Raw genomic sequence first — 12,971 nt, 5'->3', positions numbered from 1 at the left:
CTCAGCGCTTAGCTTATACTTTATTATTCTAATGTGATCTCCAGAGCCAAACCTCTTAACTCGTGAATCAATACGTTGAATGATTCCGGGATATTTGGTTTTGGCAACACATCGCCTTTTACGATTGCTTCATAAGCTTTCGCACGGCCGATCACGTCATCAGATTTAACTGTAAGAATTTCCTGCAGTACGTTTGATGCACCAAATGCCTCAAGCGCCCACACCTCCATCTCACCAAAACGCTGACCACCAAACTGGGCTTTACCACCAAGTGGCTGCTGCGTAATCAGAGAGTATGGTCCGATAGAACGAGCGTGCATTTTATCATCAACCAAGTGACCAAGTTTCAGCATGTAAATAACACCTACTGTAACCGGCTGATCGAAACGATCACCTGACAGACCATCATACAAGTATGAACGGCCATAACTTGGAAGACCTGCTTCTGCTAGTTCAGCCTGAACCTGCGCGTCTGTAGCACCATCAAATATTGGTGTAGCGTATGTTCTACCAAGTTTTTTACCAGCCCAACCTAACACTGTTTCGTAGATCTGACCGATGTTCATCCTTGAAGGTACACCCAGTGGGTTAAGCACGATATCCATTGGTTCACCTGTTTCCAGGAATGGCATATCTTCTTCACGAACGATACGTGCCACAACACCTTTGTTACCGTGACGACCTGCCATCTTATCACCAACTTTCAGCTTACGCTTTTTAGCGATGTATACTTTAGCAAGCTGTACAATACCTGCTGGTAACTCGTCTCCAACTTCCAGTGTGAATCGCTCACGCTTAAAGTGTGCTGAAACGATGTTTCTGCGCTTGTTATAGTTTTTAACAAGCTCTACCAGCATGCTATTTGCCTTTTCGTCACTTGTCCAGTTTTCAAGAATTAGATCCTTGAACATATTCACCTCTTCCGGCACCGCATAGTTACTTTCGTCCTTGTATGGGTTCTTCTCTGGGAATAATGCCTCAATAATATTCTTTCTGCTAAACTTAACGCCTTTTGAAAGAATCTCATCTCCGAACTTGTGCTTGATACCCTGTGAAGTTTTGCCTTCCAGCAAAGCAACGAGTTTATCAACCATTACATTCTTGATGGCGTTCAGGTCTTTAGAATACTTAACCTTTAGCTCTTCAACCTCTTTCTTAGATTTCGCTCTTAAATTCTTATCCTTCTTAGGTCTTGAGAAAAGTTTAGTATCGATAACAACACCATTCAGTGACGGAGGCGCCTTAAGCGAAGCATCTTTCACATCGCCAGCTTTATCTCCGAAAATCGCACGAAGCAGTTTTTCTTCTGGCGTCGGGTCAGTCTCACCTTTAGGAGTGATCTTACCTATCAGAATATCTCCTTCCTTAACTTCAGCACCTAAGCGGATGATACCATTTTCATCTAAGTTCTTAACTGCTTCTTCGCTTACGTTAGGGATTTCAGAAGTTAATTCTTCTTCTCCACGTTTCGTTTCACGAACTTCCAGTTCAAACTCTTCGATGTGGATAGATGTAAATACATCATCACGAACCACTTTCTCAGAGATTACAATCGCATCTTCAAAGTTATATCCCTGCCAAGGCATGAAAGCTACCTGTAGGTTTCTTCCTAGAGCAAGTTCACCATTGTTAGTTGCGTAACCTTCGCAAAGTGGCTGTCCTTTTGTTACACGCTGACCAGTGTAAACAATTGGAGTCAGGTTAATGCAAGTGTCCTGGTTGGTTCTTCTAAACTTGATCAGGTTATAAGTAACATACTCTGCATTGAATGATACTAGTTTCTCATCTTCTGTCAGGTCATACTTAACAACAATCTTAGTTGCATCAACAAAGTCAATTATACCTTCGCCTTCAGCAACTACCAGTGCCCTAGAATCTATTGCACCTCTTCTTTCCAGACCAGTTCCTACTATTGGAGCTTCAGCTTTCAATAGTGGTACTGCCTGGCGTTGCATGTTAGATCCCATCAGGGCACGGTTAGCATCATCATGCTCCAGGAATGGAATCAATGAAGCAGCTACCGATACAATCTGGTTTGGAGCAACGTCCATATAAGTATAGGTAGATGGCTCTTCAACAGGGAAGTCACCTTCAAATCTACCTTTTACTTTATCATTTATGAAGTTACCATTATCATCGATAATAGCATTTGCCTGAGCTATATGATGCGTATCTTCTTCTTCAGCTGTCAGATAGATAACACTACCATCCATTTCTACTTTACCTTCATTTACCTTGCGATAAGGAGTTTCGATAAAGCCCATGTGGTTTACACGTGCGTGCACACATAGAGAAGAAATCAGACCAATGTTCGGACCTTCCGGCGTTTCAATTGTACACAGTCGGCCATAGTGTGTGTAGTGAACGTCACGTACTTCGAAACCAGCACGCTCTCTTGACAGACCACCTGGTCCCAGGGCAGAAACACGACGCTTATGCGTTACCTCTGCCAGAGGGTTAGTTTGGTCCATGAACTGAGAAAGCTGGTTTGTACCGAAGAAAGAGTTAATAACAGAAGACAATGTACGTGCGTTGATCAGATCAACTGGTTTAAAGTCTTCGTTATCGCGTACGTTCATACGCTCTTTTATAGTACGAGCCATACGTGCAAGGCCAACACCAAACTGAGCATATAACTGCTCACCTACTGTTCTTACACGGCGATTGCTTAAGTGGTCAATATCATCCACTACAGCTCTCGAGTTAATCAAACCGATCAGGTATTTAACAATAAGAACAATGTCCTCATTAGTTAAAACTTTAGCATCCCAGTTTGTATCAAGACCAAGCTTTTTATTTATTCTGTAACGTCCTACCTCGCCAAGATCATAGCGCTTGTCTGAGAAGAACAGTTTCTGAATAATGTCACGGGCAGTTTCAACATCCGGAGCTTCAGTGTTTCTCAACTGACGGTAGATTTGCTCTACTGCTTCCTGCTCAGAGTTTGAGTTATCTTTCTGTAAAGTATTGTAGATAATGGCGTAATCTGCAATATTTACATTTTCACGGTGCATGATGATAGACTTTACTCCTGAATCCAGGATTAGATCTATATCTTCTGCAGTGATTTCCGAATCACGCTCTAATAGAACCTCGTTTCTATCAATGGATACTACTTCACCTGTATCTTCATCCACGAAATCCTCCGTCCAGGTTCTTAGAACACGTGCAGCCAGTTTTCGGCCAGCAGCATTCTTTAGATTTGCCTTTGTTGCAGGAATTTCTTCTGATAAACCGAATAGGTCAAGTATATCCTTATCAGTGCCGTAACCAATAGCACGAAGTAATGTAGTAACCGGGAATTTCTTCTTACGGTCAATATATGCATACATTACGTTGTTAACGTCTGTAGCAAATTCAACCCAAGATCCCTTGAAAGGAATAATTCTGGCAGAGTATAATTTTGTACCGTTAGTGTGTTTGCTTTGAGCAAAGAATACACCCGGAGATCTATGCAACTGGGAAACAATTACACGCTCGGCTCCATTGATTACAAAAGAACCTTTTTCTGTCATGTAAGGTATATTGCCCAGGAATACTTCCTGCTCTATCGTCTCAAAGTCTTCATTATCTTCATCGTTACAGATAAGACGGAGTTTTGCTTTGAGTGGAACAGAGTAAGTAAGTCCTCTGTCAATACTCTCATCAACAGAGTATTTTGGAGGATCAATATGATAATCGATAAACTCTAATACGAAGTTCTCGCGAGAATCTGAAATTGGAAAGTTCTCAGCAAATACTTTGAACAAACCTTCTTGAGCTCTATTTTCAGCTGGGGTCTCTAGCTGAAAGAAGTCCTGAAACGATTGAACCTGAACATCTAGGAAGTCAGGATAGTCGATTACTTGCTTTATAGAGGCAAAATTGATTCTATCTGTCGTTTTATTCTTAGCCAAAGCCTTGGAATTTTACGTTTAAAATCAGTTACAAGCACACAGACTTAAGAACAGCCGTGGGCAAAAAAAGGATCCAATTTCTTGAATCCATATACAAACAGGAAAAGACCTGACGAAATTGCCAGGTCTACCTGTTATCGGTATGTTGAAAAAGTGGGATTATTTAACCTCCACTTCAGCACCAGCTTCTTCTAAAGCTTTCTTCAGTGAATCAGCTTCGTCTTTAGCAACACCTTCTTTTAAAGACTTAGGAGCGCCATCTACTAGTTCTTTAGCTTCTTTCAAGCCAAGGCCAGTAAGTTCTTTTACAAGTTTAACTACTGCTAGTTTACCTGCACCTGCTGACTTAAGGATTACGTCAAAAGAAGTTTTTTCTTCTGCAGCAGCTCCTCCTTCAGCAGAACCACCACCAGCAACCATCACTGGAGCAGCAGCAGCTGGCTCGATACCGTATTCGTCCTTAAGGATTGTAGCTAGTTCATTAACTTCTTTCACAGTTAAGTTTACTAACTGCTCAGCGAATGCTTTCAAATCTGCCATTTTTATTGAAATTAAAAGTTACTTATTGATTACGTTTTTTAAATTATTCTTTTTCTGATAATGTTTTCAGGATACCTGCAAGCTTACCACCACTGCTCTGAAGCGCAGAAACAACGTTCTTAGCTGGAGACTGTAGTAAACCAATGATATCACCGATAAGTTCGAACTTAGACTTGATGTTAACAAGAGTTTCTAACTGGTCATCACCAATATAGATACCACTGTCAATATAAGCACCCTTGATAAGTGGAAGGGGATTGCCTTTTTTTCTAAAGTCTTTGATCAACTTAGCTGGCGCGTTACCTGATTCAGCAGAGAACATGATGCCAGATGATCCTTTCAGCACGCCATCAAGAGCAGATGTATCTGCTTCTAATGTATCTAATGCCTTCTTGATAAGTGAGTTCTTATATACTTTATACTCCAAACCTCTGTCGAAGCATAATCTCCTGAACTGGTTGATGCTCGCCACTGTCATTTTAGAGGCATCCGTGATGTAGAAGTAGTTTGTATTAGCTAACTTCTCGCTCAGGTCTTTTACAATTATCTCTTTTTCTTCCCTGGTCATTTTCTTAGATTGCTGCGTTCTTGTCAACGATTACGGCAGGGCTCATTGTGCTAGACAATGTTATACTTCTGATGTAAGTACCCTTTGCAGATGAAGGCTTCAGCTTATTTAAAGTCTGAATTACTTCAGCAGCGTTAGCTGCAATTTGCTCTGCAGAGAAAGAAACTTTACCAACACTTGTGTGTATGATACCAGTTTTATCAACTTTGAAGTCGATCTTACCTGCTTTAACTTCTTTTACTGCTTTCGCTACATCCTGAGTTACTGTACCCGATTTAGGGTTTGGCATCAGGTTACGTGGTCCTAATATTCTACCAAGACGACCTACTTTAGCCATTACTGCAGGCATAGTGATGATAACATCTACATCTGTCCAACCTTTTTCGATTTTCTGGATATAGTCATCAAGACCTACGAAATCAGCACCTGCATCTTTCGCTTCCTGCTCTTTATCTGGTGTAACCAGTGCAAGAACCTTTACCTCTTTACCTGTACCGTGTGGAAGTGTAACAATACCACGTACCATTTGGTCAGCCTTACGAGGGTCAACGCCTAAACGTACATCAATGTCAACAGAGGCATCAAACTTTGTATAAGTAATGTCCTTAACTACTGAAGCGGCATCTGTTAAAGAATACTCTTTTGTAAGGTCAGCTTTTTCTAAAGCTGCTTTCCTTTTCTTTGAAATCTTCGCCATAATCCTTTAACTAATTATTCGTTCCAAGGTGCCTTACCAGAAACTGTGATACCCATGCTTCTAGCTGATCCAGCTACCATTTTCATAGCAGACTCCAGTGTGAAAGCATTTAAGTCAGGCATCTTCAGTTCAGCAATTTCTCTTACCTGATCCCATGTAACAGAACCTACTTTGTTACGGTTAGGCTCTTTTGAACCACCTTTAATTTTAGCAGCATCCATTAACAATACAGGAGCAGGTGGAGTTTTCACCACGAAGTCGAAGGACTTATCTGCGTACATTGTAATCAATACTGGTAACACTTGACCAGGCTTATCCTGAGTTCTTGCATTAAACTGCTTGCAGAATTCCATGATATTAAGACCTTTAGAACCAAGTGCAGGTCCAACCGGTGGCGATGGATTCGCGGCACCTCCCTTTATCTGAAGTTTCAGATAACCTTTAATTTCCTTTGCCATTATTTAAATTTACTACGATTCTTTTTCTACTTGCATGTAGTTCAGCTCAACTGGTGTGTTTCTTCCGAAAATCTTCACCATAACATTAAGCTTCTTACGCTCTTCAAACACCTCTTCTACAGTTCCTGAGAAACCGCTGAAAGGACCGTCCATCACTTTCACCATTTCTCCAACTATAAATGGCGTATCCAGCACTTCTGTTTGTTCTTCTGCCTCATCTACTGTCCCCAGAATTCTGTTTACTTCAGATTGGCGTAGCGGAACTGGTTTTTTGTTAGCAACACCTTCATTAGAGCCTAAAAAGCCAATAACGCCAGGAGTACTGATAATAATGTGCTCTGCTTCGCCGTGAGACAAATCTGCATGCACTAATACATACCCTGGAAAAAAGTTACGCTCTCTGATTCGCTTCTTACCTCCCCGCATTTCATATACCTTTTCTGCAGGTATAAGCACTTGAGGAACGTACTCTTCTAGATGTTGTCTGATAACTTCATTCTCAAGATAAGCTTTCGCTTTCTTTTCCTGACCACTTACTGCGCGTACTACATACCATTTTAAATCAGCCATTGCTTTCTTTCTAGAATTGGTTGTAGAACCATGATAATGTTGAGTCAAACACAATATCCATTGCGCCTACTACAAGAGCAAAAATCAGCGAGCCAATAAGTACAAGTATAGAGCTACTCTGTAGCTCAGAATATGAAGGCCATGAAACTTTCTGTTTCATTTCTTCAACTGTTTCTGCCATATAGCTTTTAATCTTGCTCATTGCTCTTCGCTTTGCTATTTGTTTGATTGCACGGGTGGAGAGACTCGAACTCCCAGCCAATGGTTTTGGAGACCACTACTCTACCAATTGAGCTACACCCGTAAAAAAATGCACACCATTACTGAAATGGAGTGCAAATTTATTTAATTGTTTTATAAAAACAAACCCGTTCCTAAAAAACTTCTTTAGAAACGGGTTTGTAGTATAGTATTAGTCAAGAATCTCAGTAACCTGGCCAGCACCTACTGTTCTACCACCCTCACGGATAGCGAAACGCAGACCTTTCTCCATTGCTACTTTGTTGATCAGGTTAACCTCGATAGTGATGTTATCACCAGGCATAACCATCTCTACTCCTTCTGGAAGCATGATCTCACCTGTAACGTCTGTAGTTCTGAAGTAGAACTGTGGACGGTACTTGTTAAAGAATGGCGTGTGACGACCACCTTCTTCTTTAGAAAGAACGTAAACCTCAGCTTTGAATTTCATGTGAGGCTTCACAGAACCTGGCTTACAGATAACCATACCACGACGGATATCAGTTTTCTCAATACCACGAAGAAGAAGACCTACGTTATCACCAGCTTCACCTCTGTCAAGGATCTTACGGAACATCTCAACACCAGTAACAACTGATTTTAAGTTTTCAGCACCCATACCCAAGATCTCAACTGCTTCACCAGAGTTGATTACACCACGCTCGATACGGCCTGTAGCAACAGTACCACGACCAGTGATTGAGAACACGTCCTCAACTGGCATCAGGAATGGAAGATCAGTTAGACGAGCAGGAATTGGAATCCAGTTATCAACTGCATCCATCAGATCTTCAATAGTTTTCACCCACTGTGCATCTCCGTTAAGACCACCAAGAGCTGAACCTTGAATTACTGGAATGTTATCACCATCGAAATCATAGAAAGAAAGAAGCTCTCTGATTTCCATTTCAACTAGCTCAAGAAGTTCTGGATCATCTACCATGTCCACTTTGTTCATGAACACTACAAGCTGAGGAACACCTACCTGACGAGCAAGAAGGATGTGCTCACGAGTTTGTGGCATTGGACCGTCAGTAGCAGCAACCACAAGGATAGCACCGTCCATCTGAGCAGCACCAGTAACCATGTTCTTCACGTAGTCAGCGTGACCTGGGCAGTCAACGTGAGCATAGTGACGGTTTTCTGTTGCGTATTCTACGTGAGAAGTATTGATTGTAATACCTCTTTCTTTTTCTTCCGGAGCGTTATCGATAGAAGAGAAGTCGCGCAGCTGAGCAAGACCTTTTTTAGCCAACACTGTAGTAATGGCAGCAGTCAGAGTAGTTTTTCCGTGGTCAACGTGACCGATTGTACCGATGTTTACGTGCGGTTTGGAACGGTCAAATGTTTCTTTAGCCATTGTATAATTATTAAATTAAGGTTAAAACGTTTAAGTTGATGTTGCGCTATTAAATACACGTAACGGACTTTGAGCCAACGATGGGAATTGAACCCACGACCCCTTCCTTACCAAGGAAGTACTCTACCCCTGAGCTACGTCGGCATAATTTTCAAACTTTATCCTATAGTAAAAAGGAAATCCATTTTCATAGAATTCCTTCAAAAACAAACCCATAAGACAAGTCTGTAAATTGCGATTGATTAAGAGCGGGAGACGAGGGTCGAACTCGCGGCCTATAGCTTGGAAGGCTATCGCTCTACCAACTGAGCTACTCCCGCTTCAAGATCAACTAGCCATTACCTGACTTAAAATGTGGGGAGAGCAGGATTCGAACCTGCGAAGTCATTACAACAACGGAGTTACAGTCCGTCCCATTTGGCCGCTCTGGAATCTCCCCATTTGCTAATTATTTCAACAAAACTAGCAGAACTATTCCTCAGAACCTCTCGCTTTAAGTGTGCTTGTTGTTCTAAGTGGATGCAAAATTAAGCGCTTTTTTATTACAGTCAAATATTCTCGGAAAAAAAGTTAAAAAACTTTCAAAATCGAATATTCTGAGTCTACAATACTACCTGATTATACATCTCCAGCAAGCGTTTATCCTGCTCCTTTTTCTTGATTTCCTGTAGCAATTGTTTTACTTCAGGTCTTTCAGACATCACCATAAGTGTTTGAAAAGCAGATAGTCTGACATAATACAGATTATGAGTTTGTGCAATTTCGGCTAACAGTGAAATAGCCTCTGGTGTGTTTGTTTTGCTATTGCCTGCCAGATAGGCGCTAAAACTTTGCAACAGGTAATATAATGCTCCTCCTTTACTATTTTTTACTTTGCTTACGAACCAATCATACTTTTCGGGGCCGCCCTGCACCGCATAAAATGTTGCCAGAGCCAGAACTACCTCTTCATTATTTTCTTTTTCGTATGCGGCAAATTTTGCTTTTGTATCAGCTGCTCCTGTTCCGGCATAGGCCATAATGCCGGCAGCTGTTACCAGATATGAGCTGTCTTTCATAGCCTGCAAGTATAATTCCTGCTGGTTAGCTGTACCCCACCCTGCTAATGCAAGTATAGCATCGGCGCGTACGGCTCCCTTTTTATCCTGCTGCGCTATCTGTTTTACTTTATCAGTTAATGCTTTATTCTCTCCCTCTTTAAGCTTACTTATTGCGCCCAGTGCCGAACTTCTAACAAACCAGTATTTATCCTGCAAAGCAGCCTGCATCATTTTCTGCACTTCCGGATTTTTTATCTTATCGGCGAGTTTTGTGATCGACTCAATTTTAGGGGCCAGCTGTTTTGCCTGGTAAAACTGAGCGACCAGTTCTTTTTCGTTTTTATCGTGGTTTATAGTTCCTAGTAATTGCTGCTGAGAATCAAATAGCACTAGTTCAGGTTGTGATGATACCGGAAAGGTAAACACCTGATTGGCCTTTGTAACTTCAATCGGGTATTCATTTCTTTTTCCGTTTATCCATACTGCAACTTTAAGCGGTAAGCGATATACTGGCGCATATAAGGTATCCTGCTGCTGCTTCACGTTCAGGCTCAACTGCCCATCCCGGTAAGTATGATTTACTTTTAATTCCGGATGGCCGGCGCGCATAAACCATTGGTCAAAAAACCACATCAGATCCTGCCCGGTAACATCTTCAAAAGCCATTCGAAGCTCAGCGACCTCTACATCGTTCAGTTTATGCTGAGACAAATAGCGGTTTAGTGAAGCATAAAAAGCGTCGTCGCCAACAAGATTGCGCAGCATGTGCAGCACGCGCCCACCTTTCGCATAAGAATGGCTGTCGAACATTTCCTCGCGGTTGCCATACCGGTAACGGATAAGTGGCTCGCGCTTTGTTTCAGCTTCTTCCAGGTACTGGTTCAGCTCATCCATCTGCAAATAGGCTGCCTCCTCAGCACCATACTTATGCTCTGCCCAAAGGTATTCAGAATAGTTTGCGAAAGACTCATTCAGCGGCAGGTTCGACCAGGACTCCGTTGTAACATAATCCCCAAACCATTGGTGGAAAAGCTCATGCGCAATAATATTATCCCACTTTTTATCCAGCAGTTCGCGTTCGTTCAACTGCACATCTTCCATAAAAGTAGAGGCTGTTGTATTTTCCATGGCGCCGGATACGAAATCGCGCACTACAACCTGCGAATATTTTGAAGCCCACGGATAACTAACACCCAGTTTCTTAGAGAAGAACTCCATCATTTCAGGCGTGTTCCCGAAGATCTTTTTAGCTGTATTTTTGTAAGCAGGCTCTACATAATAGTTTACTTCCAGGTTTCGCCACTTATCTTTTACAACAGCAAACTCCCCTATTGCCATCATAGCCAGGTAAGGTGCATGCGGTTGATCCATCTTCCAGTAGTCAGTTTTAGTACCATCTGCGTTCTGGCGCGAGTATACAAAAGTACCATTCGAGAGCGTGCTATACTTCTTATCTACTGTAATATAGATTTCCTGCGTCATGCGCTCATTAGGAGAATCTATAGTTGGAAACCAGGCAGAATTGGCTTCCGTCTCGCCTTGTGTCCAGATCTGGCGTGGCTTATTTGCCTCTTTACCCAGCGGGTTAATAAAGTATAAACCTTTGTCCTGGGTAATGGCATCGCTACCTCCAGCTGGCAGTTCGTTAGGCCTGGCAGTATAATCTATCTCTATCGTATACTTTTCATCGCGGGTATAGGTCTTGTTCAGTTCAATTGTTAGTTGCAGGCTGTCGTAGCTATACTTTAGAGGAATGGCATCGTTACCTTTCATTAAGCTGATGCTGTGTATTTCAAAACCTTTGGCATCCAGCACAAGTTTATTCTGTGGGTAAAACCATGGTCTAAGCGTAAGCTCTGCCAAGCCAAACACGTGCTGTTTTTGCCAATCAAAACTTACGCGCAGGCGGGTATGCAGCAAATCATGCTCTTTGGTGCGTGATGGGTTAAAGCTGTGCATTTTAGGAGCCCACGCCGGAACAGCACCCGCTGCCTTAACAGTTTTACCCGTTGCACTTTTGCCCTGCTTTGCAGTTACCGCTCCTTTGTTTGTGCTGCAGCCGCCCGTAAACGCCATAGCTACGGCCATACCCACTACACTCAAAAACCTATGATTCATGATGGATTGTTTTAATTTTGAGCTCAATTTCTAAAAATACTCTGATAAATCAATTATCTTTAAGCCCCAAACTATACTTTATAAGATGCTCCAGATAAAAACCGCTAACGACAAAACATGGCAGGTTGATATTCAAAAAGATGCTATACTTCTAAACGGAACACCTTTTAACTGGGACATCGCCCCCATCGGCCCCAATACTTTTCATATCATTAAAGACAGCAAATCTTACACTGCTGAGCTTATAGAGGCTGATTACCAAAGCAAAACATTCACTTTTAAGATAAATGGTGTAAAGCAAACCGTGAGCGCGAAAGACCGCTTCGACCTGCTGCTGGATAAACTGGGCATGAGCAATGCAAACGCTAAACAGGTGAACGATGTAAAAGCGCCTATGCCCGGACTTATACTTGAAATTAAAGTACAGCCAGGCCAGGAAGTGAAAAAAGGCGACCCGATCATGATCCTGGAAGCAATGAAGATGGAGAACATTCTGAAGTCTCCGGGCGATGGCATTGTTAAAGAAGTGAAAGTACAGCCAAGACAGAACGTGGAAAAAAACCAGGTTTTGATTCAATTTTAATTTTTTAGTGTTGCCGTCTGGGCAGCAGGTCTGCTCGTTCAGCACACTTGCAACCATACATTAACTATTCAAACTCAAAGATCGTGAAGTATAAAAGAATATTGCTAAAGCTAAGCGGTGAGGCGCTGATGGGAGAACAGCAGTACGGCATCGACTCTACAAGACTGATGCAGTACGCGCAGGAGATTAAAGAAGTGGCAGCACTTGGAGTGGAGGTTGCAGTAGTAATTGGAGGTGGCAATATTTTCAGAGGTGTGCAGGCAGAGGAAGTTGGCCTGGACCGCGTACAAGGCGATTACATGGGTATGCTGGCTACGGTAATAAACAGCATGGCATTGCAGAGCGCCCTCGAAAAACTGGGCGTTTATACCCGTTTGCTTTCCGGCCTCAATATACAGCAGGTATGCGAGCCTTACATCCGTCGCCGCGCAGTCAGGCACCTGGAAAAAGGCCGTGTCGTTATTTTTGGTGCCGGCACCGGTAACCCATACTTTACAACAGACTCTGCAGCCAGCTTACGTGCTATTGAGGTTGAGGCTGATGTAGTATTAAAAGGCACACGTGTAGATGGTATTTATTCCGCAGATCCGGAGAAAGATCCGGATGCCATTTTCTACCGTAACATATCGTTTAAAGATGTGTTTGAAAAAGGCCTGAATGTAATGGACATGACCGCTTTCACACTTTGTAAAGAAAATGGCCTGCCAATCATTGTTTTTGATATGAATACCCAAGGTAACCTGAAGCGCCTGGTGCAGGGCGAGCAGATAGGTACACTGGTAAGTATGGATGATGTTGCTGATTCTCTGAATGAAAGTATAAACGAGTTGCAGGAAGAAGAGCAGCAAAACAGAACAGATAAAAATTAGTAATTTCGCACAAACTATAGTTTAACCAGAAC

Annotated in this window: 11 protein-coding genes and 4 tRNA genes; 2 read left to right on the top strand and 13 right to left on the bottom strand. The window is 42.3% G+C overall.

Going from position 1 to position 12,971, the window contains the following annotated elements; translation table 11 throughout:
- Positions 1–23: 23 nt before the first annotated feature.
- The 13 genes from rpoB to LWP20_RS03210 all read right to left on the bottom strand — a co-directional run bounded on the left by rpoB (position 24) and on the right by LWP20_RS03210 (position 11,487).
- The gene (gene rpoB, locus LWP20_RS03270; RefSeq protein WP_242926678.1) at positions 24–3,896 is read right to left on the bottom strand and encodes a DNA-directed RNA polymerase subunit beta; all 3,873 of its coding nucleotides are present in this window, start codon (positions 3,894–3,896) and stop codon (positions 24–26) included.
- Between the two features lie 159 nt (positions 3,897–4,055).
- A complete protein-coding gene (rplL, locus tag LWP20_RS03265; protein ID WP_242926677.1) occupies positions 4,056–4,436 on the bottom strand; it encodes a 50S ribosomal protein L7/L12 in 381 nt (126 codons plus the stop codon).
- Positions 4,437–4,479: 43 nt separating this feature from the next.
- Positions 4,480–5,004: a 50S ribosomal protein L10 gene (gene rplJ, locus LWP20_RS03260; RefSeq protein ID WP_242926676.1), complete on the bottom strand. Its 525-nt coding sequence runs from the start codon at positions 5,002–5,004 to the stop codon at positions 4,480–4,482.
- A 4-nt stretch (positions 5,005–5,008) separates the two neighbouring features.
- Positions 5,009–5,701 (bottom strand): 50S ribosomal protein L1, encoded by a 693-nt coding sequence (gene rplA / locus LWP20_RS03255; RefSeq protein WP_242926675.1) that lies wholly within the window; start codon positions 5,699–5,701, stop codon positions 5,009–5,011.
- 14 nt (positions 5,702–5,715) lie between these two features.
- The gene (gene rplK, locus LWP20_RS03250; protein WP_242926674.1) at positions 5,716–6,159 is read right to left on the bottom strand and encodes a 50S ribosomal protein L11; all 444 of its coding nucleotides are present in this window, start codon (positions 6,157–6,159) and stop codon (positions 5,716–5,718) included.
- Between the two features lie 12 nt (positions 6,160–6,171).
- Complete coding sequence (gene nusG, locus LWP20_RS03245) at positions 6,172–6,729, bottom strand: transcription termination/antitermination protein NusG (RefSeq protein WP_242926673.1); 558 nt, start codon at positions 6,727–6,729, stop codon at positions 6,172–6,174.
- Between the two features lie 10 nt (positions 6,730–6,739).
- Positions 6,740–6,931: a preprotein translocase subunit SecE gene (secE, locus tag LWP20_RS03240; protein ID WP_242926672.1), complete on the bottom strand. Its 192-nt coding sequence runs from the start codon at positions 6,929–6,931 to the stop codon at positions 6,740–6,742.
- Between the two features lie 29 nt (positions 6,932–6,960).
- Positions 6,961–7,033 (bottom strand) — tRNA-Trp (locus tag LWP20_RS03235).
- 108 nt (positions 7,034–7,141) lie between these two features.
- Complete coding sequence (gene tuf / locus LWP20_RS03230; protein ID WP_242926671.1) at positions 7,142–8,329, bottom strand: elongation factor Tu; 1,188 nt, start codon at positions 8,327–8,329, stop codon at positions 7,142–7,144.
- Positions 8,330–8,401: 72 nt separating this feature from the next.
- Positions 8,402–8,473, bottom strand: a tRNA-Thr gene (locus LWP20_RS03225).
- Between the two features lie 103 nt (positions 8,474–8,576).
- Positions 8,577–8,649, bottom strand: a tRNA-Gly gene (locus LWP20_RS03220).
- A 35-nt stretch (positions 8,650–8,684) separates the two neighbouring features.
- Positions 8,685–8,768 (bottom strand) — tRNA-Tyr (locus LWP20_RS03215).
- Positions 8,769–8,931: 163 nt separating this feature from the next.
- Positions 8,932–11,487, bottom strand: coding sequence for a M1 family aminopeptidase (locus LWP20_RS03210; RefSeq protein ID WP_242926670.1), 2,556 nt, complete (start codon positions 11,485–11,487; stop codon positions 8,932–8,934).
- 85 nt (positions 11,488–11,572) lie between these two features.
- On the opposite strand from LWP20_RS03210, the gene LWP20_RS03205 reads away from it, so the two are divergent.
- On the top strand, positions 11,573–12,070 hold the full coding sequence (locus LWP20_RS03205; protein WP_242926669.1) for an acyl-CoA carboxylase biotin carboxyl carrier protein subunit: 498 nt from the start codon (positions 11,573–11,575) through the stop codon (positions 12,068–12,070).
- 83 nt (positions 12,071–12,153) lie between these two features.
- Complete coding sequence (pyrH, locus tag LWP20_RS03200) at positions 12,154–12,939, top strand: UMP kinase (protein ID WP_242926668.1); 786 nt, start codon at positions 12,154–12,156, stop codon at positions 12,937–12,939.
- Positions 12,940–12,971: the final 32 nt, after the last annotated feature.

It is taken from the genome of Pontibacter vulgaris (assembly GCF_022758145.1).
Taxonomy (GTDB): Bacteria; Bacteroidota; Bacteroidia; order Cytophagales; family Hymenobacteraceae; genus Pontibacter; species Pontibacter vulgaris.
Note: the sequence above shows the minus strand (reverse complement) of the source record. Positions and strands in the feature narration are given on the sequence as shown.